The sequence below is a fragment of the Streptomyces angustmyceticus genome, assembly GCF_040701845.1.
Classification (GTDB): domain Bacteria; phylum Actinomycetota; class Actinomycetes; order Streptomycetales; family Streptomycetaceae; genus Streptomyces; species Streptomyces angustmyceticus_A.
This window is the reverse complement of sequence record NZ_JBFBHQ010000029.1, coordinates 33,819-58,256: the sequence shown is the minus strand read 5'-3', so window position 1 is coordinate 58,256 and position 24,438 is coordinate 33,819. Positions and strand designations below refer to the sequence as shown.

Here is a 24,438-nt window from a genome sequence, read left to right as displayed (position 1 = left end):
TCGCATGTTCAACCCCTTGAAGCCAGGAAGAAGCAGCCACCGTGTCTGACCCGAACCTGAACGACGCCGCCGACTCCGCCGAGACGGCAGCGGCCGACGTGGACGCGGCTGCCTCGGCCGAGGTCGAGGGCGACGACACCGCGCTTGAGATCGTCGAGGGCGTCGACGAGGTCGACGAGCTCGACGCCGAGGACGCTGCCGCCGGCGAGCCCGCCGAAGAGGCCGCGGTGCACACCGAGGACGAGGCCGAGGCCACCGCCGAGGTCGACGAGGACGAGGAGCAGGAGCCGGTCGACCCGGTGGCCGCCCTCCGCGACGAGCTCCGCGGTCTGCCCGGCGAGTGGTACGTCATCCACACCTACGCGGGCTACGAGAACCGCGTGAAGACCAACCTCGAGCAGCGTGCCGTCTCGCTGAACGTCGAGGACTTCATCTTCCAGGCCGAGGTGCCGCAGGAAGAGGTCGCCCAGATCAAGAACGGCGAGCGCAAGACCATCCGCCAGAACAAGCTCCCGGGCTACGTTCTCGTGCGCATGGACCTGACGAACGAGTCCTGGGGCGTCGTCCGCAACACCCCGGGTGTCACCGGCTTCGTCGGCAACGCCTACGACCCCTACCCGCTGACGCTGGACGAGATCGTCAAGATGCTCGCCCCGGAGGCCGAGGAGAAGGCCGCCAAGGAGGCCGCCGCGGCCGAGGGCAAGCCGGCGCCGTCCCGCAAGGTCGAGGTCCAGGTGCTGGACTTCGAGGTGGGCGACTCCGTCACCGTCACCGACGGTCCGTTCGCGACGCTGCAGGCGACGATCAACGAGATCAACGCCGACTCGAAGAAGGTCAAGGGCCTCGTCGAGATCTTCGGCCGCGAGACCCCGGTCGAGCTGAGCTTCGACCAGATCCAGAAGAACTAGGTTCTTCCGGACCACCAGCCAAACCGACCAGGTCAGACGGGCTCACAGCCGGTCTGACCTGCTCGGTTTTTGGCCGCGCGACGATACCCGTTATCGTTGTGCGGTATGCCTCCATCCGGATGACCGGATGGGCTGGCGAAACACCTCTCACTAGGACCCGGAGAGAGCATGCCTCCCAAGAAGAAGAAGGTCACGGGGCTTATCAAGCTCCAGATCCAGGCCGGTGCCGCAAACCCGGCTCCGCCGGTCGGCCCCGCGCTGGGTCAGCACGGCGTCAACATCATGGAGTTCTGCAAGGCCTACAACGCCGCGACCGAGTCGCAGCGTGGCATGGTCGTGCCGGTGGAGATCACGGTCTACGAAGACCGTTCCTTCACCTTCATCACCAAGACCCCGCCGGCCGCGAAGCTCATCCTGAAGGCCGCGGGCGTGGAGAAGGGCTCCGGCGAGCCGCACAAGACCAAGGTCGCCAAGATCACGCGCGACCAGGTCCGTGACATCGCCACGACCAAGATGCCCGACCTGAACGCCAACGACCTGGACGCCGCCGAGAAGATCATCGCCGGCACCGCCCGTTCCATGGGCATCACGGTCGAGGGCTGATCCCAGCCCCTCAGGCACCACCCGTGGCAGGACCAGGCGCTGGTCCGCACCACGACTCCACCCCACTGCATCAGGAGCAGAAGTGAAGCGCAGCAAGACTCTTCGCAACGCGGACGCGAAGATCGACCGGGAGCGCGTGTACGCCCCCCTCGAGGCCGTCCGTCTCGCCAAGGACACCGCGTCCGTCAAGTTCGACGCGACCGTCGAGGTCGCCATGCGTCTGGGTGTCGACCCGCGCAAGGCGGACCAGATGGTCCGTGGCACCGTGAACCTCCCGCACGGCACCGGTAAGACCGCCCGGGTCCTGGTCTTCGCGACCGGTGACCGTGCTGCGGCCGCGGAAGCCGCCGGCGCCGACATCGTCGGCTCGGACGAACTGATCGACGAGGTCTCCAAGGGCCGCCTGGACTTCGACGCCGTCGTCGCCACCCCGGACCTCATGGGCAAGGTCGGCCGCCTCGGCCGCGTGCTCGGTCCGCGTGGTCTGATGCCGAACCCGAAGACCGGCACCGTCACCCCGGATGTCGCCAAGGCTGTCACCGACATCAAGGGCGGCAAGATCGAGTTCCGCGTGGACAAGCACGCGAACCTCCACTTCATCATCGGCAAGGTCTCCTTCGACGAGACCAAGCTGGTGGAGAACTACGCCGCGGCGCTCGAGGAGATCAACCGCCTCAAGCCGTCCGCCGCCAAGGGCCGCTACATCAAGAAGGCGACCGTCACCACCACGATGGGCCCCGGCATCCCGCTGGACGCCAACCGCACCCGCAACCTCCTCGTCGAGGACGAGGCCGTCTGATCTCCTTGATCGACGCCTCGTAGCGCGTGATTCGTGCGTCAGGCCCCGTTCCTCCCTTGGGAGGGACGGGGCCTGACGCATGTGCTGTCGGTGCCCTGCACTACAGTCGCCCCGAGGTCCGTAAAGATGATCCAAGGGGGAGCCTCTCGTGCGTAGTACGCGTATAGCCGCCGCCGTGGCGGGTGCCGTGATCCTGGTGGGCGGCCTGAGCGCCTGCAACGACGACGCCGGCAAGGCGTCCGGAGGCGGGAGCAGCAGCACCGGCGGGAGCAGTGGGGCGGACGGGAAGCAGGACCCGGCGCAGAACCCGGTCGACGCGCTGAAGGCGGCCCAGGAGGCCACCGCGGGCAAGAAGACCGCGAAGATCGACGGCTCCACGACCACGACCGTCGCCGGCAAGCAGATCAAGCAGGCCACCAAGGGCGGGCTGGACTGGTCGCAGGGCATGCAGATGAACGTGGAGAACACCATGACCGGCGGGGGAAGCCCCGGCAAGCCGATCAAGGCGGTCTACACCAAGGACGCCGTGTACATGAACATGGGCGGCGCCATGCCCGGTGGCGGCGGCAAGCCCTGGATGAAGTACAGCTACACCACCCTGTCGAAGCAGCTGGGCGGCTCGGGCACGCTGTTCCAGGAAGCGCTGCAGAACGCCAACCCGGGCCAGCCGATCGATCTGCTGATCGCCTCCGGCACGGCCAAGGCCGTCGGCAAGGAGAACGTCAACGGCGTCCAGGCCACGCACTACACCGGCACCATCACGCTGGACCAGCTGAGCGGCAAGCTCGGCAAGGACCTCCGCGACATGATCCGCAAGCAGTTCGAGAAGGGCGGCGCGAAGAGCGAGCAGCTCGACGTCTGGATCGACTCGGACAACCTGCTGGTCAAGAAGACCGAGAAGCTCGGCGGCAAGCAGCCCAGCGACTCCACGGCCTTCTACACGGCCTACGGCAGCAAGGTCGACGTGGCCCCGCCGCCGGCGAGCCAGACGGCGACCCCGCCCGGCGCCTGACCGGCACGGCAGACCGGATGAGGGTGTGAGCGGGGGCGCGCCGATGCCTCCGCCCACACCCGATTTGCCTGAGCACGGGCCGCTCCCGTATCTTTTCCCGGAAGCCAAAGACCGCTGGTTGTCTCTGCGCGTCCGGTCCCGGACGTGTGGTGGCCGAAGGATCCGCTAGCTGCGGACGGCCTGCGCAGGTGTGTATGGATGAACTCCCGGGCGGATTTCCGCTCCGGTCGAGTACGCCCCGTGCGCCTGCGCCGGGGCGTTTGTTTTGCCCAGCCCCTTCTGCGCGGTCCTCATCACCCGGAAGGAGGCCGAGGCTCATGGCGACGTCTGACAAGAACGCAGCCGTTGCGGAGATCACGGAGAAGCTCCGCGACTCCAACGCAGCTGTTGTGACTTCTTACACCGGACTGAGTGTGGCGCAGCTCAAGGAGCTGCGTCGTTCTCTCGGCGAGAACGCTCAGTACCGTGTGGTGAAGAACACGCTGACCAAGATCGCGGCCAAGGAGGCCGGGATTCAGCTGGACGAGCACCTCAAGGGCTCGACCGCTGTTGCCTTCGTGACCGGTGACCCGGTCACGGCGGCGAAGGGTCTTCGTGACTTCGCCAAGGAAAACCCCGCTCTCGTCATCAAGGGCGGTGTCCTTGACGGCAAGGCGCTGTCCGCCGACGAGATCAAGAAGCTTGCGGACCTCGAGTCCCGCGAGGTTCTGCTCGCCAAGCTGGCGGGTGGCATGAAGGCGTCCATGGCCAAGGCCGCGGCGACCTTCCAGGCCCCGCTCACGAAGTTCGCCCGCACCGCGGACGCCCTTCGCAGCAAGGTCGAGCAGGGCGGTGCCGGTACGCCGGCTCCCGCCGAGGCTGCCGAGTAACCACTCGGACGCCCAGCGGGCCCGTAGTACGCCCGCCAGACATGTACATCCGGCACCAGCCGAATTAGTGGAAGGACCGCCACCATGGCGAAGCTCAGCCAGGAAGACCTGCTCGCGCAGTTCGAGGAGATGACCCTCATCGAGCTCTCCGAGTTCGTGAAGCTCTTCGAGGAGAAGTTCGACGTCGAGGCTGCCGCCCCGGTCGCCGTTGCCGCCGCCGGTGCCCCGGGCGCCCCGGCCGCCGCCGCCGAGGAGGAGAAGGACGAGTTCGACGTCATCCTCACCGGTGCGGGCGACAAGAAGATCCAGGTCATCAAGGTCGTGCGTGAGCTGACCTCCCTGGGCCTGAAGGAGGCCAAGGACCTCGTCGACGGCACCCCGAAGCCCGTCCTCGAGAAGGTCGCCAAGGACGCCGCCGAGAAGGCCGCCGAGTCCCTCAAGGGCGCCGGCGCCTCCGTCGAGGTCAAGTGACCCCACTGAGTCTCTGACTCACGTCCACGGCGCCTGAGGCGCCTCGGACAGCAGCCAAGGGCGATCACCCATGCGGGTGGTCGCCCTTCGGCGTGCTCGTCACGGCTGCGTTGTCTCGCGCCTGCGTGCGAGTATGGTGATCATCGTTGCCCGGACGTGCCCCCATGTGACGATCTCCCAGAGGTGGGGGGCCTTGACGAACCGGACGCGGCGCGCAATTCTCGGGACGCGACGCTGAAGCGATCCAGGGTTCGAGGCATGGATCGCCGACGAAGAGGGAAGCATCGGTGTGCGCCACTGGCGCAGGGCTTTCGGCAGGCGCAGGGCAATGGGCGTAGAGAAGAACAACGAGGCGCTCCTCCGGTGGGAGGACAAGACCTCCCGGAGGGAGAAGATCGGTATCACGGCGTTGAACCGGTCTCCGGAAACTCGCTCTGGACATCAGTGTGCCAAGTGGCTACACTGACCCTTTGCGCTGCCTGTTAGCTGCTCCCTGCCCGTCACCAGGGGCATACCCGAGCCCGAGCAAAGCTGAATGATCCGCCCTGATCTGGGCTTTCCCTCAGTCTGCTCGATTCGGGACCGGTACGCGCGTAGTGAGTCCGAGCCCTCGGAAGGACCCCCTCTTGGCCGCCTCGCGCAACGCCTCGACTGCCAATACGAACAACGGCGACAGCACCGCCCCGCTGCGCATCTCTTTTGCGAAGATCAAGGAGCCCCTCGGGGTTCCGAACCTCCTTGCGCTGCAGACCGAAAGCTTCGACTGGCTGCTCGGCAATGCCGCATGGAAGGGTCGCGTCGAGGCTGCGCTGGAGAGTGGGCAGGAAGTCCCCACCAAGTCCGGTCTGGAAGAGATCTTCGAAGAGATCTCCCCGATCGAGGACTTCTCCGGGTCGATGTCGCTGACGTTCCGCGACCACCGCTTCGAGCCCCCGAAGAACTCCATCGACGAGTGCAAGGAGCGCGACTTCACGTACGCCGCTCCGCTCTTCGTCACCGCCGAGTTCACCAACAACGAGACCGGCGAGATCAAGTCCCAGACGGTCTTCATGGGCGACTTCCCGCTCATGACGAACAAGGGCACCTTCTGCATCAACGGCACCGAGCGTGTCGTCGTCTCGCAGCTGGTCCGCTCGCCGGGCGTGTACTTCGACAGCTCCATCGACAAGACGTCCGACAAGGACATCTTCTCCGCCAAGATCATCCCGTCCCGGGGTGCCTGGCTGGAGATGGAGATCGACAAGCGCGACATGGTCGGTGTGCGCATCGACCGCAAGCGCAAGCAGTCCGTCACCGTCCTGCTCAAGGCGCTCGGGTGGACCACCGAGCAGATCCTCGAGGAGTTCGGCGAGTACGAGTCGATGCGCGCCACCCTGGAGAAGGACCACACCCAGGGCCAGGACGACGCGCTGCTCGACATCTACCGCAAGCTGCGTCCGGGCGAGCCCCCCACGCGTGAGGCCGCGCAGACGCTGCTGGAGAACCTGTACTTCAACCCGAAGCGCTACGACCTCGCGAAGGTCGGCCGCTACAAGGTCAACAAGAAGCTCGGCGGCGACGAGCCGCTGGACGCCGGTGTGCTGACCACCGATGACGTCATCGCCACGATCAAGTACCTGGTCAAGCTGCACGCCGGCGAGACCGAGACGATCGGCGAGAACGGCACGGAGATCGTCGTCGAGACCGACGACATCGACCACTTCGGCAACCGTCGTCTGCGCAACGTCGGCGAGCTCATCCAGAACCAGGTCCGTACGGGTCTCGCCCGTATGGAGCGTGTCGTGCGCGAGCGCATGACCACCCAGGACGTCGAGGCGATCACGCCGCAGACCCTGATCAACATCCGGCCGGTCGTCGCCTCCATCAAGGAGTTCTTCGGCACCAGCCAGCTGTCCCAGTTCATGGACCAGACCAACCCGCTGTCGGGTCTGACCCACAAGCGCCGTCTGTCGGCGCTGGGCCCGGGTGGTCTCTCCCGTGAGCGGGCCGGCCTGGACGTCCGTGACGTGCACCCCTCGCACTACGGCCGCATGTGCCCGATCGAGACCCCTGAAGGTCCCAACATCGGTCTGATCGGCTCGCTGGCCTCCTACGGCCGGGTCAACGTCTTCGGCTTCATCGAGACGCCCTACCGCAAGGTCGTCGACGGCCAGGTCACGGAGGAGGTGGACTACCTCACCGCTGATGAGGAGGACCGCTTCCTGATCGCCCAGGCCAACGCGAAGCTGACCGACGACATGCGCTTCGCCGAGCAGCGTGTCCTGGTCCGCCGCCGTGGTGGCGAGGTCGACCTGGTCCCGGCCGACGAGGTCGACTTCATGGACGTCTCGCCGCGCCAGATGGTGTCGGCCGCGACCGCCATGATCCCGTTCCTCGAGCACGACGACGCCAACCGCGCGCTCATGGGATCGAACATGATGCGCCAGGCCGTGCCGCTGATCAAGGCGGAGTCGCCGCTGGTCGGCACCGGCATGGAGTACCGCTGCGCGGTCGACGCCGGCGACGTCATCAAGGCCGAGAAGGACGGTGTGGTCCAGGAGGTCTCCGCGGACTACATCACGGTCGCCAACGACGACGGCACGTACACCACGTACCGCGTCGCCAAGTTCACCCGCTCCAACCAGGGCACCTCCTTCAACCAGAAGGTCGTCGTGGACGAGGGCGCGCGGGTCATCGAGGGCCAGGTCCTCGCCGACGGTCCGTCCACGGACGAAGGCGAGATGGCGCTCGGCAAGAACCTGCTCGTCGCGTTCATGCCGTGGGAGGGCCACAACTACGAGGACGCGATCATCCTGTCGCAGCGCCTCGTGCAGGACGACGTCCTCTCCTCGATCCACATCGAGGAGCACGAGGTCGACGCCCGTGACACCAAGCTCGGCCCCGAGGAGATCACCCGGGACATCCCGAACGTCTCCGAGGAGGTCCTCTCGGACCTCGACGAGCGCGGCATCATCCGTATCGGTGCCGAGGTCGTCGCCGGTGACATCCTCGTCGGCAAGGTCACGCCCAAGGGCGAGACCGAGCTGACCCCCGAGGAGCGCCTGCTCCGCGCGATCTTCGGTGAGAAGGCGCGCGAGGTCCGCGACACCTCGCTGAAGGTGCCGCACGGTGAGATCGGCAAGGTCATCGGCGTCCGCGTCTTCGACCGCGAAGAGGGCGACGAGCTGCCGCCGGGCGTGAACCAGCTGGTCCGCGTCTACGTCGCGCAGAAGCGCAAGATCACCGACGGTGACAAGCTCGCCGGCCGTCACGGCAACAAGGGCGTCATCTCGAAGATCCTGCCGGTCGAGGACATGCCGTTCCTCGAGGACGGCACCCCGGTCGACATCATCCTCAACCCGCTGGGTGTCCCGTCCCGAATGAACCCGGGACAGGTCCTGGAGATCCACCTCGGCTGGCTCGCCAGCCAGGGCTGGAAGGTCGAGGGCGTCGAGGAGGAGTGGAAGAAGCGTCTCCACGCGATCTCCGCCGACGAGGTCGCCCCCGGCTCCAACGTCGCCACCCCGGTGTTCGACGGTGCGCGCGAGGACGAGATCTCGGGTCTCTTCGAGTCGACGATCCCCAACCGCGACGGCGAGCGGATGGTCAAGGGCTCCGGCAAGGCCCGGCTGTTCGACGGCCGCTCCGGTGAGCCGTTCCCGGACCCGATCTCGATCGGGTACATGTACATCCTCAAGCTGCACCACCTGGTCGACGACAAGCTGCACGCGCGTTCGACCGGTCCGTACTCGATGATCACCCAGCAGCCGCTGGGTGGTAAGGCTCAGTTCGGTGGCCAGCGGTTCGGTGAGATGGAGGTGTGGGCGCTGGAGGCTTACGGCGCCGCATACGCCCTCCAGGAGCTGCTGACGATCAAGTCCGACGACGTGACCGGCCGCGTGAAGGTCTACGAGGCCATCGTCAAGGGCGAGAACATCCCCGAGCCCGGCATTCCCGAGTCCTTCAAGGTGCTCATCAAGGAAATGCAGTCCCTGTGCCTCAACGTGGAGGTGCTGTCCTCGGACGGCATGTCCATCGAGATGCGCGACACCGACGAGGACGTCTTCCGCGCTGCGGAGGAGCTCGGCATCGACCTGTCCCGGCGCGAGCCGAGCAGCGTCGAAGAGGTCTGACGGGAGTTCCGGCCGGGGAGTCAGCGATGGCTCCCCCGGCCGGCCCCAGGACCCCCGTTTCAGACCCCAAGACTTACAACCCTGAGAGGGATTGACGCATAGTGCTCGACGTCAACTTCTTCGATGAGCTCCGGATCGGTCTGGCCACCGCTGACGACATCCGTCAGTGGAGCCACGGCGAGGTCAAGAAGCCCGAGACCATCAACTACCGCACCCTCAAGCCCGAAAAGGACGGACTCTTCTGCGAGAAGATCTTCGGTCCGACCCGGGACTGGGAGTGCTACTGCGGTAAGTACAAGCGCGTCCGCTTCAAGGGCATCATCTGCGAGCGCTGCGGCGTCGAGGTCACTCGCGCCAAGGTGCGGCGTGAGCGGATGGGCCACATCGAGCTTGCCGCTCCCGTGACCCACATCTGGTACTTCAAGGGTGTGCCGAGCCGGCTGGGCTACCTGCTGGACCTCGCCCCCAAGGACCTCGAGAAGGTCATCTACTTCGCCGCCTACATGATCACGTGGGTGGACGAGGAGCGCCGTACGCGCGACCTGCCCTCGCTGGAGGCCCACGTCTCCGTCGAGCGCCAGCAGATCGAGCAGCGCCGCGACTCCGACCTGGAGGCCCGCGCCAAGAAGCTCGAGACCGACCTGGCCGAGCTGGAGGCCGAGGGCGCCAAGGCCGACGTGCGCCGCAAGGTGCGCGAGGGTGCCGAGCGTGAGATGAAGCAGCTGCGCGACCGTGCGCAGCGCGAGATCGACCGTCTCGACGAGGTCTGGAGCCGCTTCAAGAACCTCAAGGTCCAGGACCTCGAGGGCGACGAGCTGCTCTACCGCGAGCTGCGTGACCGCTTCGGCACGTACTTCGACGGCTCCATGGGTGCCGCTGCCCTGCAGAAGCGCCTGGAGACCTTCGACCTCGACGAGGAGGCCGAGCGCCTCCGCGAGATCATCCGTACCGGCAAGGGCCAGAAGAAGACCCGTGCGCTCAAGCGCCTCAAGGTCGTCTCCGCCTTCCTGCAGACCCGCAACAGCCCCAAGGGCATGGTGCTGGACTGCATCCCGGTGATCCCGCCGGACCTGCGTCCGATGGTGCAGCTGGACGGTGGCCGCTTCGCGACCTCCGACCTGAACGACCTGTACCGCCGTGTGATCAACCGCAACAACCGTCTGAAGCGGCTTCTCGACCTCGGCGCGCCCGAGATCATCGTGAACAACGAGAAGCGGATGCTGCAGGAGGCCGTCGACGCGCTGTTCGACAACGGCCGCCGCGGCCGTCCGGTCACCGGTCCCGGTAACCGCCCGCTGAAGTCCCTCAGCGACATGCTGAAGGGCAAGCAGGGCCGCTTCCGTCAGAACCTGCTCGGTAAGCGAGTCGACTACTCGGCGCGTTCCGTCATCGTCGTCGGCCCGCAGCTCAAGCTGCACCAGTGCGGTCTGCCCAAGGCCATGGCGCTGGAGCTCTTCAAGCCGTTCGTGATGAAGCGCCTGGTGGACCTCAACCACGCGCAGAACATCAAGTCGGCCAAGCGCATGGTCGAGCGCGGCCGCACGGTCGTCTACGACGTGCTCGAAGAGGTCATCGCCGAGCACCCGGTGCTGCTGAACCGTGCGCCCACGCTGCACCGTCTGGGCATCCAGGCCTTCGAGCCGCAGCTGGTCGAGGGCAAGGCCATTCAGATTCACCCGCTCGTCTGCACCGCGTTCAACGCGGACTTCGACGGTGACCAGATGGCCGTCCACCTCCCGCTGTCCGCGGAGGCCCAGGCCGAGGCCCGCATCCTGATGCTGTCCTCGAACAACATCCTCAAGCCGGCCGACGGCCGTCCGGTCACCATGCCGACCCAGGACATGGTGCTCGGCCTCTTCTTCCTCACCACGGATGAAGAGGAGCGTGAGGTCAAGGGCGAGGGCCGGGCCTTCGGCTCGGTCGCCGAGGCCATCATGGCCTTCGACGCCCGTGAGCTCTCGCTGCAGGCGAAGGTCGACATCCGCTTCCCGATCGGCACCGTCCCGCCCCGCGGCTGGACCCCGCCGGTTCCGGAGGAGGGCGAGCCCGAGTGGCAGCAGGGTGACAGCTTCCGGCTGCGGACGACCCTGGGCCGCGCGCTCTTCAACGAGCTGCTGCCCGAGGACTACCCGTTCGTCGACTACTCGGTGGGCAAGAAGCAGCTCTCCGCGATCGTCAACGACCTGGCCGAGCGCTACCCCAAGGTCATCGTGGCGGCGACGCTCGACAACCTGAAGGCGGCCGGTTTCCACTGGGCGACCCGTTCCGGCGTCACCGTCGCCGTCTCGGACATCGTCGTGCCGGAGGCCAAGAAGGCCATCGTCGCGGGCTACGAGGCCCAGGACGAGAAGGTCCAGAAGCAGTACGAGCGCGGTCTGATCACCAAGGACGAGCGCACGCAGGAACTCATCAACATCTGGACCAAGGCGACCAACGAGGTCTCCGAGGCGATGAATGAGAACTTCCCCAAGACGAACCCCATCTTCATGATGGTTGACTCGGGTGCCCGAGGAAACATGATGCAGATGCGGCAGATCGCGGGTATGCGTGGTCTGGTGTCGAACGCGAAGAACGAGACCATCCCGCGTCCCATTAAGGCCTCGTTCCGCGAGGGTCTGTCCGTGCTGGAGTACTTCATCTCCACCCACGGTGCCCGTAAGGGTCTGGCGGACACCGCTCTGCGTACCGCCGACTCCGGTTACCTCACCCGTCGTCTGGTCGACGTCTCCCAGGACGTCATCATCCGCGAGGAGGACTGCGGCACCGAGCGCGGCCTCAAGCTGCGGATCGCCTCGAAGGACGCCGCCGGTGTCCTGCGCAAGGCGGACGACGTCGAGTCCAGCGTCTACGCCCGCATGCTCGCCGAGGACGTCGTCGTCGACGGCAAGGTCGTCGCGCCGGCCAACGTGGACCTCGGTGACGTGCTCATCGACGCGCTGGTCAACGCGGGCGTCGAGGAGGTCAAGACCCGCTCGGTCCTGACCTGTGAGTCCGCGGTCGGCACCTGTGCCTTCTGCTACGGCCGTTCGCTGGCCACCGGCAAGCTGGTCGACATCGGTGAGGCGGTCGGCATCATCGCCGCCCAGTCCATCGGTGAGCCCGGCACCCAGCTGACGATGCGTACCTTCCACACCGGTGGTGTGGCCGGTGACGACATCACCCTGGGTCTGCCGCGTGTCGTCGAGCTCTTCGAGGCCCGTACGCCCAAGGGTGTCGCCCCGATCTCGGAGGCGGCCGGCCGCGTCCGGATCGAGGAGACCGAGAAGACCAAGAAGGTCGTCGTCACCCCGGACGACGGCAGCGACGAGATGGCCTACGGCGTCTCCAAGCGTGCCCGTCTCCTGGTGGGCGAGGGCGACCACGTCACGGTCGGCCAGCCGATGACCGTGGGTGCCGTCAACCCGCACGACGTGCTGCGGATCCTCGGCCAGCGTGCCGTCCAGGTCCACCTGGTCGGCGAGGTCCAGAAGGTCTACAACAGCCAGGGCGTGGCGATCCACGACAAGCACATCGAGATCATCATCCGGCAGATGCTGCGCCGTGTGACGATCATCGAGTCCGGCGACGCGGAGCTGCTGCCGGGCGAGCTGGTGGAGCGCACGAAGTTCGAGGGCGAGAACCGTCGCGTCGTGGCGGAAGGCGGCCACCCGGCCTCCGGCCGTCCGCAGCTGATGGGTATCACCAAGGCTTCGCTGGCCACCGAGTCCTGGCTGTCGGCGGCGTCCTTCCAGGAGACGACCAGGGTCCTGACCGACGCGGCGATCAACGCCAAGTCGGACTCCCTGATCGGCCTCAAGGAGAACGTCATCATCGGTAAGCTCATCCCGGCCGGTACGGGCCTGTCCCGCTACCGCAACATCCGGGTCGAGCCCACCGAGGAGGCCAAGGCCGCGATGTACTCGGCCGTCGGTTACGACGACATCGACTACTCGCCCTTCGGCACCGGCTCCGGCCAGGCGGTCCCGCTGGAGGACTACGACTACGGTCCGTACAACCAGTAATCCTGGTCCGTACGACAGCAACAGGGCGGTCATCCCTTACGGGATGGCCGCCCTGCGGCGTTGCCGGCGCTTTCCCCGGGGTTGAGGGCCGTGCGGGGGAACTTGTCCTCCCATTGCTGCGTCTGTGATGAGAAGATGGGGAGAACTGTCGAGCGGGGGGAGGTTCGCGAAGTGGCATTCCAGCCGTGGCAGGGCGGGCAGCCGGCTCAGCCGTCGCATCAGGTGCCTGCCATGCGTGCCTCGCACGCCGATCGTGAGCGGACGGTCGATGTGCTCAAGGCGGGCTTCGCCGAGGGGCGGCTGCAGCAGCCGGAGTACGAGCAGCGGATCACGCGGGCCTACAAGGCGCAGACGCACGCCGAGCTGCAGATGCTGGTCGCGGATCTTCCGCAGGGGCCGGTGCCGCAGGCACAGTTCGTGCCGCAGCGGCCGATGGTGCCGGCGACGTTCATGCCGATGCCGATGCAGATGCCGGTGCCGGTGCACACCAACAGCTCGGCGACGGGCGCGCTGGTCTGCGGGATCATGACGCCGGTGACCTGGGGGCTGACGGCGATCCCCGCGGTGATCCTGGGCCACAAGGCACGCGCCGAGATCCGCCGCACCGGCGAGCGCGGTGACGGCCAGGCGATCACGGGGCTGGTGCTGGGCTGGCTGGCGATCGGCGGGTGGGCGCTGTTCCTGCTGGTCTTCGTCCTGGCGGCGGCGGTCAATCTGTGACCGGGGCAGCGGGCCGCGGCGCCGGCGGGCGTGCGGCGGCAGCCCCGTTCGGCGGTGGCGGGGCGCCTTCTTCCGTACGGTCGCCGATCGCACTACGGTGACCGCAACGCCGTGAGGAGTCCGGCGTGTCCTTCGCGTGTGCATTTGTTTTGACCGCAGCCCATGCGGTAGGTACGCTCTGACCTTGTGCCTGGGGTGTCCCTGGGCTGCCGTGCGCGCACACTCCTCCGCCTCTGGCCTGGAGCGCGACTGTACGGAAGCCGGGTTTCGACACCGCAATCTGCCGCCTCACTCGTTCCAGCGAGGGACCGGACTGCAGTATTCGACACACCCGACCGCGTGGGTCGGGGAATGTTCCAGGTTAGCTTTACCGAGACTGGCACACAGAAACCGGAGAAACGGTGCCTACGATCCAGCAGCTGGTCCGCAAGGGCCGGCAGGACAAGGTCGAGAAGAACAAGACGCCCGCGCTCGAGGGTTCCCCCCAGCGCCGTGGCGTCTGCACGCGTGTTTTCACGACCACCCCGAAGAAGCCGAACTCGGCCCTGCGTAAGGTCGCGCGTGTGCGTCTGACCAGCGGGATCGAGGTCACCGCTTACATTCCGGGTGAGGGCCACAACCTGCAGGAGCACTCGATCGTGCTCGTGCGTGGTGGTCGTGTGAAGGACCTGCCGGGTGTTCGGTACAAGATCATCCGCGGCTCCCTCGACACGCAGGGCGTCAAGAACCGCAAGCAGGCTCGCAGCCGCTACGGCGCCAAGAAGGAGAAGTAAGAATGCCTCGTAAGGGCCCCGCCCCGAAGCGCCCGGTCATCATCGACCCGGTCTACGGTTCTCCTCTGGTGACCTCCCTCATCAACAAGGTGCTGCTGAACGGAAAGCGCTCCACCGCCGAGCGCATCGTTTACGGCGCCATGGAGGGTCTGCGCGAGAAGACCGGTAACGACCCGGTCATCACGCTCAAGCGCGCGCTCGAGAACATCAAGCCGACCCTTGAGGTCAAGTCCCGCCGTGTCGGTGGCGCGACCTACCAGGTCCCGGTCGAGGTCAAGCCCGGCCGCGCCGCCACGCTCTCGCTGCGCTGGCTCGTGGGCTACTCCCGCGCCCGCCGCGAGAAGACCATGACCGAGCGCCTCATGAACGAACTGCTCGACGCCTCCAACGGCCTCGGCGCTTCGGTCAAGAAGCGTGAGGACACGCACAAGATGGCCGAGTCCAACAAGGCCTTCGCGCACTACCGCTGGTAGTCGCAACCCACATCGAGACCGAGAGAAGATTGAGCCACTATGGCCACCACTTCGCTTGACCTGGCCAAGGTCCGCAATATCGGGATCATGGCCCACATCGACGCGGGCAAGACGACCACCACCGAGCGGATCCTGTTCTACACCGGCGTTTCGTACAAGATCGGTGAGGTCCACGACGGCGCTGCCACGATGGACTGGATGGAGCAGGAGCAGGAGCGCGGCATCACCATCACGTCTGCCGCGACGACCTGCCACTGGCCGCTGGAAGACGTCGACAACACCATCAACATCATCGACACCCCGGGCCACGTCGACTTCACGGTCGAGGTGGAGCGCTCGCTGCGCGTCCTGGACGGTGCGGTGACGGTGTTCGACGGCGTCGCCGGTGTCGAGCCGCAGTCCGAGACCGTTTGGCGTCAGGCGGACCGCTACGGCGTGCCGCGTATCTGCTTCGTCAACAAGCTCGACCGCACGGGTGCCGAGTTCCACCGCTGCGTCGACATGATCGTGGACCGCCTGGGCGCGACCCCGATCGTGATGCAGCTGCCGATCGGCACCGAGGCGGACTTCAAGGGCGTCGTCGACCTCGTCACCATGAAGGCCCTGGTCTGGTCGGCCGAGGCCGCCAAGGGCGAGATGTACGACACCGTCGACATCCCGGACACGCACATCGAGGCTGCCGACGAGTGGCGCGGCAAGCTGCTCGAGGCCGTTGCCGAGAACGATGAAGAGATCATGGAGCTGTACCTGGAGGGCCAGGAGCCCACCGTGGAGCAGCTCTACGCGGCGATCCGCCGGATCACCATCGCTTCGGGCAAGGCCGAGAACACCACCGTCACGCCGGTGTTCTGCGGTACCGCGTTCAAGAACAAGGGCGTCCAGCCCCTGCTCGACGCGGTCGTGCGCTACCTCCCCTCCCCGTTGGACGTCGAGGCCATCGAAGGCCACGCGGTCAACGACCCGGAAGAGGTCATCAAGCGCCGCCCGTCCGAGGACGAGCCGCTGTCCGCTCTTGCGTTCAAGATTGCGAGCGACCCCCACCTGGGCAAGCTCACCTTCATCCGGGTGTACTCGGGCCGCCTCGAGGCCGGCTCGCAGGTGCAGAACTCGGTGAAGGGCAAGAAGGAGCGCATCGGCAAGATCTACCGGATGCACGCGAACAAGCGTGAGGAGATCGAGTCGGTGGGTGCCGGTGACATCGTCGCCGTCATGGGTCTGAAGCAGACCACCACCGGTGAGACCCTCTGCGACGCCTCCAACCAGGTCATCCTGGAGTCGATGGAGTTCCCCGCACCGGTCATCCAGGTCGCCATCGAGCCCAAGTCCAAGGGCGACCAGGAGAAGCTGGGTGTCGCCATCCAGCGTCTCGCCGAAGAGGACCCCTCGTTCCAGGTGCACACCGACGAGGAGACCGGCCAGACCATCATCGCGGGTATGGGCGAGCTGCACCTCGACGTGCTGGTCGACCGTATGAAGCGTGAGTTCCGGGTCGAGGCCAACGTCGGCAAGCCGCAGGTCGCCTACCGCGAGACCCTGCGCAAGCCGGTCGAGCGTCTCGACTACACGCACAAGAAGCAGACTGGTGGTTCCGGCCAGTTCGCGAAGGTGCAGATCGCGATCGCGCCGCTCGAGGGCGACGGGTACGAGTTCGAGAACAAGGTCACCGGTGGCCGTATCCCGCGGGAGTACATCCCGTCCGTGGACGCGGGCTGCCAGGAGGCCATGGAGTTCGGTGTTCTCGCCGGCTACCCGCTGACCGGTGTCAAGGTCACCCTGCTCGACGGTGCCTTCCACGAGGTCGACTCCTCGGAAATGGCCTTCAAGATCGCCGGTTCGATGGCCTTCAAGGAGGCCGCCCGCAAGGCCTCCCCGGCCCTGCTCGAGCCGATGATGAAGGTCGAGGTCACCACGCCCGAGGACTACATGGGCGACGTGATCGGCGACATCAACTCCCGCCGTGGTCAGATCCAGTCCATGGAGGACCGCAGCGGCGCCAAGCTCGTCACGGGCCTGGTCCCCCTGTCGGAGATGTTCGGCTACGTCGGAGACCTCCGCAGCAAGACGTCGGGTCGCGCAAGCTACTCGATGCAGTTCGACTCCTACGCCGAGGTTCCCCGGAACGTCGCCGAGGAGATCATCGCGAAGGCCAAGGGCGAGTAGCTCCGTCTCCCGAGAGCCGGAACACGCTTTAGGCTTGACACCGTCTGACGGGGTAATCCCCGCAATCCGTGAGGATTGCCCCGTCAGCCGGCATCCCAGCAAAGATCACCTGGCGCCGATGAGTAAGGCGTACAGAACCACTTCAGGAGGAACCAGTGGCGAAGGCGAAGTTCGAGCGGACTAAGCCGCACGTCAACATCGGCACCATCGGTCACATTGACCACGGTAAGACGACCCTCACGGCCGCCATTACCAAGGTGCTGCACGACGCGTACCCGGACCTGAACGAGGCCTCGGCCTTCGACCAGATCGACAAGGCTCCTGAGGAGCGCCAGCGCGGTATCACCATCTCCATCGCGCACGTCGAGTACCAGACGGAGAACCGTCACTACGCCCACGTCGACTGCCCCGGTCACGCGGACTACATCAAGAACATGATCACCGGTGCGGCGCAGATGGACGGCGCCATCCTGGTGGTCGCCGCCACCGACGGCCCGATGCCGCAGACCAAGGAGCACGTGCTCCTGGCCCGCCAGGTCGGCGTTCCCTACATCGTTGTCGCCCTGAACAAGGCCGACATGGTGGACGACGAGGAGATCCTGGAGCTCGTCGAGCTCGAGGTCCGTGAGCTCCTCTCCGAGTACGAGTTCCCCGGCGACGACGTTCCGGTCGTCAAGGTCTCGGCGCTCAAGGCGCTCGAGGGCGACAAGGAGTGGGGCGACTCCGTCCTCAAGCTCATGAACGCGGTCGACGAGTCGATCCCGCAGCCCGAGCGTGACGTCGACAAGCCGTTCCTGATGCCGATCGAGGACGTCTTCACGATCACCGGCCGTGGCACCGTTGTCACCGGTCGTATCGAGCGTGGTGTCCTCAAGGTCAACGAGACCGTCGACATCATCGGCATCAAGACCGAGAAGACCACCACCACGGTCACCGGCATCGAGATGTTCCGGAAGCTCCTCGACGAGGGCCAGGCCGGTGAGAACGTCGGTCTGCTCCTCCGTGGCATCAAGCGCGAGGACGTCGAGCGCGGCCAGGTCATCATCAAGCCGGGCTCGGTCACGCCGCACACCTCGTTCGAGGCCCAGGCGTACATCCTGTCGAAGGACGAGGGTGGCCGCCACACCCCGTTCTTCAACAACTACCGCCCGCAGTTCTACTTCCGTACCACGGACGTGACCGGCGTCGTGACCCTCCCCGAGGGCACCGAGATGGTCATGCCGGGCGACAACACCGAGATGTCGGTCGAGCTGATCCAGCCGGTCGCCATGGAGGAGGGCCTGAAGTTCGCCATCCGTGAGGGTGGCCGGACCGTCGGCGCCGGCCAGGTCACCAAGATCACGAAGTAATTTCGCTGATCCGGTTGATCCGGTCGTAGCTCCCCGGAGCTCACAAGGAGCCCCGCTCACCATCAGGTGGGCGGGGCTCCTTGACAGTTGGGTCCGATTGGCCTTGGGCGTCCCGGGTATGGCACACTGTCCAGGTTGCTCGGTTGAGTGCCGATGCTGCGCGCCTCCCGCCGGGAGGACTGGAAGCGAGTCCCAGGTATTCGTCGTCCCTTCTCAGGGCCGGAAATACGGGAATCTTCCGGGAAGCGTCAGCGGGGTGCCTCGGCCAGGCACCCGGTGGGTGTTCTTCCCCTGCCTTCTCCTTCTCGAAGGATCCTCCCTGTGGGGATTTACGGGAAGGGGTGCGACACGCCCGACCGCGTGGGTCGGAGAAGAACGGCGCTTCCCAGGAAGCGCAGCGCACCGGGTCCCAGAGCGTTACGAGAGACAGGACTACGAAGTAGCCATGGCGGGACAGAAGATCCGCATCCGGCTCAAGGCCTACGACCACGAGGTCATCGACACGTCGGCGAAGAAGATCGTCGAGACGGTGACCCGTACTGGTGCGTCGGTCGCGGGCCCGGTGCCGCTGCCCACTGAAAAGAACGTGTACTGCGTCATCAAGTCGCCGCACAAGTACAAGGACTCGCGCGAGCACTTCGAGATGCGCACGCACAAGCGCCTGATCGACATCCTCGACCCGACGCCCAAGACCGTTGACTCGCTGATGCGCCTGGACCTTCCGGCCGGCGTTGACATCGAGATCAAGCTCTGAGAGGCGCGGAAGAGATGGCTAAGCAGATCAAGGGCATCCTGGGCGAGAAGCTCGGCATGACCCAGGTCTGGGACGAGAACAACCGTGTCGTCCCGGTGACCGTGGTGAAGGCCGGCCCCTGTGTCGTTACCCAGGTGCGCACCAATGACCAGGACGGTTACGACTCCGTCCAGATCGCCTTCGGCGAGATCGACCCGCGCAAGGTGAACAAGCCCCTCAAGGGCCACTTCGCGAAGGCCGACGTCACCCCCCGTCGTCACCTCGTCGAGGTCCGTACCACCGACGCCGGTGAGTACACCCTCGGCCAGGAGCTGACCGCTGAGACCTTCGAGTCCGGCGTCAAGGTGGACGTGACCGGCAAGAGCAAGGGCAAGGGCTTCGCCGGTGTCATGAAGCGTCACGGCTTCCATGGCGGCAAGGCCTCCCACGGTGCCCACCGCGTGCACCGTAAGCCTGGCTCCATCGGTGGCTGCGCCACCCCGGGCCGCGTGTTCAAGGGCATGCGGATGGCCGGCCGTATGGGCAATGAGCGGGTCACCACCCAGAACCTGACCGTCCATGCCGTTGACGCGGAGAAGGGTCTGCTGCTCATCAAGGGCGCAGTTCCTGGTCCGAACGGCGGCCTCGTCCTGGTCCGTACCGCGGCCAAGGGGGCCTGAGGTAACCGATGAGCACCATTGACATCCTTTCGCCGGCAGGCGACAAGGCCGGTAGCGTCGAGCTCCCCACGGAGATCTTCGACGCCAAGGTCAGCGTTCCGCTGATCCACCAGGTCGTTGTCGCGCAGCTGGCCGCGGCCCGTCAGGGCACGCACAAGACCAAGACTCGCGGCGAGGTCCGCGGCGGTGGCAAGAAGCCGTACCGCCAGAAGGGCACCGGCCGGGCGCGTCAGGGTTCGACCCGTGCGCCGCAGTTTGCCGGCGGTGGCATCGTCCACGGCCCCGTGCCGCGTGACTACAGCCAGCGGACCCCGAAGAAGATGAAGGTCGCCGCCCTGCGCGGTGCCCTCACCGACCGGGCCCGCAACAGCCGTATCCACGTCGTTTCCGGCGTGGTCGAGGGCGACATCTCCACCAAGGCCGCCAAGACTCTCCTCGGCAAGGTCAGCGAGCGCAAGAACGTGCTCCTGGTCGCCGAGCGCAGCGACGAGGCCGCGTGGCTGTCCGCCCGCAACCTGCCCCAGGTTCACATCCTGGAGCCGGGCCAGCTGAACACGTACGACGTGCTCGTCTCCGACGACGTGGTCTTCACCAAGGCCGCCTTCGAGTCCTTCGTGTCTGGCCCCAAGGCCGCTGAGACCGAAGGGAGCGACGCCTGATGACTGAGGCCGTCGTCACCAGCAAGACCTTCTCGGACCCGCGTGACGTGCTCGTCAAGCCGGTTGTCTCGGAGAAGAGCTACGCGCTGCTGGACGAGAACAAGTACACGTTCATCGTCGCGCCCGGCAGCAACAAGACCCAGATCAAGCAGGCCGTCGAGGCGGTCTTCTCGGTCAAGGTCACCGGGGTCAACACGATCAACCGGCAGGGCAAGCGCAAGCGCACCCGCACCGGTTACGGCAAGCGCGCGAACACCAAGCGCGCCATCGTGACCCTCGCCGAGGGCGACCGTATCGACATCTTCGGCGGCCCGGTCTCCTAACGGAGTCCGAGTCGTCCGGAATCGGACGAGGACTGAGAAATGGGTATCCGCAAGTACAAGCCGACGACCCCGGGCCGTCGTGGCTCCAGCGTCGCCGACTTTGTCGAGATCACGCGGTCCACGCCGGAGAAGTCGCTGGTCCGCCCGCTGCACAGCAAGGGCGGCCGTAACAACGCCGGTCGTGTGACCGTTCGCCACCAGGGCGGTGGCCACAAGCGCGCCTACCGAGTGATCGACTTCCGTCGTCACGACAAGGACGGCGTGCCGGCCAAGGTCGCGCACATCGAGTACGACCCGAACCGCACTGCGCGCATCGCGCTCCTGCACTACGCAGACGGCGAGAAGCGCTACATCATCGCGCCCCGTGGCCTGGCCCAGGGTGCTCGGATTGAGAACGGCCCTGGCGCCGACATCAAGCCGGGCAACAACCTGCCGCTGCGCCACATCCCCGTGGGTACGACGATCCACGCGATCGAGCTGCGTCCGGGCGGCGGTGCGAAGTTCGCCCGCTCGGCCGGTGCCTCCGTGCAGCTGCTGGCGAAGGAGGGCCGCATGGCCCACCTTCGTATGCCGTCCGGTGAGATCCGCCTGGTCGACGTGCGCTGCCGCGCCACCGTCGGCGAGGTCGGCAACGCCGAGCAGTCGAACATCAACTGGGGCAAGGCCGGCCGCATGCGCTGGAAGGGCGTCCGCCCGACCGTGCGTGGTGTCGTGATGAACCCCGTCGACCACCCGCACGGTGGTGGTGAGGGCAAGACCTCCGGTGGTCGCCACCCGGTCTCGCCGTGGGGTCAGAAGGAGGGTCGTACTCGTTCGCCGAAGAAGGCGAGCAACAAGTACATCGTCCGCCGCCGCAAGACGAACAAGAAGCGCTAGGAGCGGGTTTAGATGCCGCGCAGTCTCAAGAAGGGGCCCTTCGTCGACGACCACCTTTCCAAGAAGGTGGATGTTCAGAACGATGCCGGCACCAAGAACGTCATCAAGACCTGGTCCCGCCGCTCCATGATCGTCCCGGCCATGCTCGGCCACACGATCGCGGTGCACGACGGCCGCAAGCACGTCCCGGTGTTCGTCACCGAGTCGATGGTCGGCCACAAGCTCGGCGAGTTTGCGCCGACCCGCACCTTCCGCGGCCACGAGAAGGACGACCGCAAGTCGCGGCGTCGTTGATCGGCGGAGTGCGAAGACTATGACTGACACCGAAGGGACAACCATGGAAGCCAGGGCCCAGGCGCGGTACATCCGCGTCACGCCCATGAAGGCCCGCCGCGTGGTGGACCTTATCCGTGGCATGAATGCCACGGAGGCTCAGGCGGTCCTGCGTTTCGCCCCGCAGGCCGCGAGCGTGCCGGTGGGCAAGGTGCTGGACAGCGCCATTGCCAACGCCGCGCACAACTACGACCACACCGACGCCGGCAGCCTCGTCATTTCCGAGGCGTACGTCGACGAGGGCCCGACCCTGAAGCGGTTCCGTCCGCGTGCCCAGGGCCGTGCCTACCGGATCCGCAAGCGGACCAGCCACATCACCGTGGTCGTCAGCAGCAAGGAAGGAACCCGGTAATGGGCCAGAAGGTTAACCCGCACGGGTTCCGGCTCGGCATCACCACCGACTTCAAGTCGCGTTGGTACGCCGACAAGCTGTACAAGGACTACGTCAAGGAAGACGTCGCCATTCGTCGCATGATGACGAAGGGCATGGAGCGCGCCGGTATCTCCAAGGTGGAGATCGAGCGCACCCGTGAGCGCGTCCGCGTTGACATCCACACCGCTCGTCCGGGCATCGTCATCGGCCGCCGCGGCGCCGAGGCGGACCGCATCCGCGGCGAGCTGGAGAAGCTGACCGGCAAGCAGGTCCAGCTGAACATCCTCGAGGTCAAGAACCCCGAGACCGATGCTCAGCTGGTGGCCCAGGCCGTCGCCGAGCAGCTGTCCTCCCGCGTCTCCTTCCGTCGGGCCATGCGTAAGAGCATGCAGTCGACGATGAAGGCCGGCGCCAAGGGCATCAAGATCCAGTGCGGCGGCCGTCTCGGCGGCGCCGAGATGTCCCGCTCGGAGTTCTACCGCGAGGGCCGTGTGCCCCTGCACACGCTCCGCGCGAACGTCGACTACGGCTTCTTCGAGGCCAAGACCACCTTCGGCCGTATCGGCGTGAAGGTCTGGATCTACAAGGGCGACGTCAAGAACATCGCCGAGGTGCGTGCCGAGAACGCTGCCGCCCGTGCGGGTAACCGCCCGGCTCGCGGTGGCGGCAACGACCGCCCGCGCCGCGGTGGCGAGCGTGGCGGCCGCGGTGGCCGCAAGCCGCAGCAGCAGACCGCCGCTGCCGAGGCCCCCAAGGCCGAGGCCGCTGCCGCTGCTCCGGCGGAGACCCCCGGAACGGAGGCCTGACCGACATGCTGATCCCTCGCAGGGTCAAGCACCGCAAGCAGCACCACCCGAAGCGCAGCGGTATGGCCAAGGGTGGCACCGAGCTGGCCTTCGGTGAGTACGGCATTCAGGCCGTCACCCCGGCTTACGTGACGAACCGTCAGATCGAGTCCGCTCGTATCGCGATGACCCGTCACATCAAGCGTGGCGGCAAGGTCTGGATCAACATTTACCCGGACCGCCCGCTCACGAAGAAGCCGGCCGAAACCCGCATGGGTTCCGGTAAGGGTTCTCCGGAGTGGTGGGTCGCGAACGTCAAGCCCGGTCGGGTGATGTTCGAGCTGTCCTTCCCGAACGAAAAGGTTGCCAAGGAGGCGCTGACCCGCGCCGCCCACAAGCTTCCGATGAAGTGCCGCATCGTGCGGCGCGAGGCAGGTGAGTCGTGATGGCGGCCGGTATCAAGGCGACCGAGCTGCGCGAGCTGAACAACGAGGACCTCGTTGCCAAGCTTCGTGAGGCCAAGGAGGAGCTGTTCAACCTCCGCTTCCAGGCGGCGACCGGACAGCTCGAGAACCACGGTCGGCTCAAGTCCGTCCGTAAGGACATCGCCCGGATCTACACCCTGATGCGTGAGCGCGAGCTGGGCATCGAGACGGTGGAGAGCGCCTGATGAGCGAGAAGAATGTGACTGAGACGAACGAGCGCGGTTTCCGCAAGACCCGTGAGGGTCTCGTCGTCAGCGACAAGATGGACAAGACCGTCGTCGTCGCCGTCGAGGACCGTGTCAAGCACGCGCTGTACGGCAAGGTCATCCGCCGTACCAACAAGCTCAAGGCGCACGACGAGCAGAACGCTGCCGGTGTCGGCGACCGCGTCCTCCTGATGGAGACCCGGCCGCTGTCCGCCACCAAGCGCTGGCGCATCGTCGAGATCCTCGAGAAGGCCAAGTAATCCCTCCTAGGGGGACCCCCTAGGAACAGTTCCGCCAGGCTCGGCAGGGGCCCACTCAGCAGAGGAAAGCCCCTGCCGGGAACCGGCAGACACACAGGAGATAGACGTGATCCAGCAGGAGTCGCGACTGCGGGTCGCCGACAACACTGGTGCGAAGGAAATCCTTTGCATCCGTGTTCTCGGTGGGTCCGGTCGCCGCTACGCGGGCATCGGTGACGTCATCGTCGCCACCGTGAAGGATGCGATCCCCGGTGGCAACGTGAAGAAGGGTGACGTCATCAAGGCGGTCATCGTTCGGACCGTCAAGGAGCGCCGCCGTCCCGACGGCTCGTACATCCGCTTCGACGAGAACGCGGCCGTCATCCTCAAGAACGATGGCGACCCCCGCGGCACCCGCATCTTCGGCCCCGTGGGCCGGGAGCTGCGCGAGAAGAAGTTCATGAAGATCATCTCGCTCGCGCCGGAGGTGCTGTAA

General features: G+C 66.3%; 25 protein-coding genes. All 25 read left to right on the top strand.

Annotated elements, in window-relative coordinates; all coding sequences use genetic code 11:
• Positions 1–41: 41 nt before the first annotated feature.
• Positions 42–908, top strand: a complete 867-nt coding sequence (nusG, locus tag AB0411_RS33370; protein WP_086717582.1) for a transcription termination/antitermination protein NusG — start codon at positions 42–44, stop codon at positions 906–908.
• 168 nt (positions 909–1,076) lie between these two features.
• Complete coding sequence (gene rplK, locus AB0411_RS33365; protein WP_009715899.1) at positions 1,077–1,511, top strand: 50S ribosomal protein L11; 435 nt, start codon at positions 1,077–1,079, stop codon at positions 1,509–1,511.
• Positions 1,512–1,593: 82 nt separating this feature from the next.
• A complete protein-coding gene (gene rplA, locus AB0411_RS33360; protein WP_088798416.1) occupies positions 1,594–2,310 on the top strand; it encodes a 50S ribosomal protein L1 in 717 nt (238 codons plus the stop codon).
• A 148-nt stretch (positions 2,311–2,458) separates the two neighbouring features.
• On the top strand, positions 2,459–3,322 hold the full coding sequence (locus tag AB0411_RS33355; protein WP_366420987.1) for a hypothetical protein: 864 nt from the start codon (positions 2,459–2,461) through the stop codon (positions 3,320–3,322).
• 317 nt (positions 3,323–3,639) lie between these two features.
• On the top strand, positions 3,640–4,191 hold the full coding sequence (gene rplJ / locus AB0411_RS33350) for a 50S ribosomal protein L10 (protein WP_189101119.1): 552 nt from the start codon (positions 3,640–3,642) through the stop codon (positions 4,189–4,191).
• Between the two features lie 84 nt (positions 4,192–4,275).
• Positions 4,276–4,662: a 50S ribosomal protein L7/L12 gene (gene rplL / locus AB0411_RS33345; protein WP_042155841.1), complete on the top strand. Its 387-nt coding sequence runs from the start codon at positions 4,276–4,278 to the stop codon at positions 4,660–4,662.
• A 626-nt stretch (positions 4,663–5,288) separates the two neighbouring features.
• Positions 5,289–8,774, top strand: a complete 3,486-nt coding sequence (rpoB, locus tag AB0411_RS33340; protein ID WP_088798413.1) for a DNA-directed RNA polymerase subunit beta — start codon at positions 5,289–5,291, stop codon at positions 8,772–8,774.
• 101 nt (positions 8,775–8,875) lie between these two features.
• The gene (locus tag AB0411_RS33335) at positions 8,876–12,775 is read left to right on the top strand and encodes a DNA-directed RNA polymerase subunit beta' (RefSeq protein WP_129295740.1); all 3,900 of its coding nucleotides are present in this window, start codon (positions 8,876–8,878) and stop codon (positions 12,773–12,775) included.
• A 231-nt stretch (positions 12,776–13,006) separates the two neighbouring features.
• Entirely contained in the window at positions 13,007–13,495 is a 489-nt protein-coding gene (locus AB0411_RS33330; protein WP_366420986.1) for a DUF1707 and DUF4190 domain-containing protein, read from the top strand.
• Positions 13,496–13,896: 401 nt separating this feature from the next.
• Positions 13,897–14,268 (top strand): 30S ribosomal protein S12, encoded by a 372-nt coding sequence (rpsL, locus tag AB0411_RS33325; protein WP_003948652.1) that lies wholly within the window; start codon positions 13,897–13,899, stop codon positions 14,266–14,268.
• A gap of 2 nt (positions 14,269–14,270) precedes the next feature.
• Positions 14,271–14,741: a 30S ribosomal protein S7 gene (gene rpsG / locus AB0411_RS33320; protein ID WP_004571813.1), complete on the top strand. Its 471-nt coding sequence runs from the start codon at positions 14,271–14,273 to the stop codon at positions 14,739–14,741.
• 39 nt (positions 14,742–14,780) lie between these two features.
• Positions 14,781–16,901 carry an elongation factor G gene (gene fusA / locus AB0411_RS33315; RefSeq protein WP_366420985.1) on the top strand — a complete coding sequence of 707 codons (2,121 nt, stop codon included), beginning with the start codon at positions 14,781–14,783 and terminating at the stop codon, positions 16,899–16,901.
• Positions 16,902–17,056: 155 nt separating this feature from the next.
• The gene (tuf, locus tag AB0411_RS33310; RefSeq protein WP_018090904.1) at positions 17,057–18,250 is read left to right on the top strand and encodes an elongation factor Tu; all 1,194 of its coding nucleotides are present in this window, start codon (positions 17,057–17,059) and stop codon (positions 18,248–18,250) included.
• Positions 18,251–18,695: 445 nt separating this feature from the next.
• On the top strand, positions 18,696–19,004 hold the full coding sequence (gene rpsJ, locus AB0411_RS33305) for a 30S ribosomal protein S10 (RefSeq protein ID WP_004571821.1): 309 nt from the start codon (positions 18,696–18,698) through the stop codon (positions 19,002–19,004).
• Positions 19,005–19,018: 14 nt separating this feature from the next.
• Positions 19,019–19,663: a 50S ribosomal protein L3 gene (gene rplC, locus AB0411_RS33300; protein ID WP_018090903.1), complete on the top strand. Its 645-nt coding sequence runs from the start codon at positions 19,019–19,021 to the stop codon at positions 19,661–19,663.
• Positions 19,664–19,671: 8 nt separating this feature from the next.
• Complete coding sequence (gene rplD / locus AB0411_RS33295; RefSeq protein ID WP_129295744.1) at positions 19,672–20,322, top strand: 50S ribosomal protein L4; 651 nt, start codon at positions 19,672–19,674, stop codon at positions 20,320–20,322.
• Entirely contained in the window at positions 20,322–20,645 is a 324-nt protein-coding gene (gene rplW, locus AB0411_RS33290) for a 50S ribosomal protein L23 (protein ID WP_006604875.1), read from the top strand. The genes rplD and rplW overlap by 1 nt, the downstream gene beginning before the upstream one ends.
• A gap of 39 nt (positions 20,646–20,684) precedes the next feature.
• Positions 20,685–21,521, top strand: a complete 837-nt coding sequence (rplB, locus tag AB0411_RS33285; RefSeq protein ID WP_018090900.1) for a 50S ribosomal protein L2 — start codon at positions 20,685–20,687, stop codon at positions 21,519–21,521.
• A gap of 12 nt (positions 21,522–21,533) precedes the next feature.
• Positions 21,534–21,815, top strand: a complete 282-nt coding sequence (rpsS, locus tag AB0411_RS33280; RefSeq protein ID WP_018090899.1) for a 30S ribosomal protein S19 — start codon at positions 21,534–21,536, stop codon at positions 21,813–21,815.
• A gap of 43 nt (positions 21,816–21,858) precedes the next feature.
• Positions 21,859–22,206: a 50S ribosomal protein L22 gene (rplV, locus tag AB0411_RS33275; protein ID WP_037839423.1), complete on the top strand. Its 348-nt coding sequence runs from the start codon at positions 21,859–21,861 to the stop codon at positions 22,204–22,206.
• Positions 22,206–23,033, top strand: coding sequence for a 30S ribosomal protein S3 (gene rpsC / locus AB0411_RS33270; protein ID WP_030986147.1), 828 nt, complete (start codon positions 22,206–22,208; stop codon positions 23,031–23,033). The genes rplV and rpsC overlap by 1 nt, the downstream gene beginning before the upstream one ends.
• A gap of 5 nt (positions 23,034–23,038) precedes the next feature.
• Entirely contained in the window at positions 23,039–23,458 is a 420-nt protein-coding gene (gene rplP / locus AB0411_RS33265; protein WP_006604880.1) for a 50S ribosomal protein L16, read from the top strand.
• Complete coding sequence (gene rpmC / locus AB0411_RS33260; RefSeq protein ID WP_033269705.1) at positions 23,458–23,682, top strand: 50S ribosomal protein L29; 225 nt, start codon at positions 23,458–23,460, stop codon at positions 23,680–23,682. Before rplP ends, rpmC begins: the two co-directional genes overlap by 1 nt.
• Positions 23,682–23,963, top strand: coding sequence for a 30S ribosomal protein S17 (gene rpsQ / locus AB0411_RS33255; protein WP_006604882.1), 282 nt, complete (start codon positions 23,682–23,684; stop codon positions 23,961–23,963). The genes rpmC and rpsQ overlap by 1 nt, the downstream gene beginning before the upstream one ends.
• A 106-nt stretch (positions 23,964–24,069) precedes the next feature.
• Positions 24,070–24,438, top strand: coding sequence for a 50S ribosomal protein L14 (rplN, locus tag AB0411_RS33250; protein ID WP_003992364.1), 369 nt, complete (start codon positions 24,070–24,072; stop codon positions 24,436–24,438).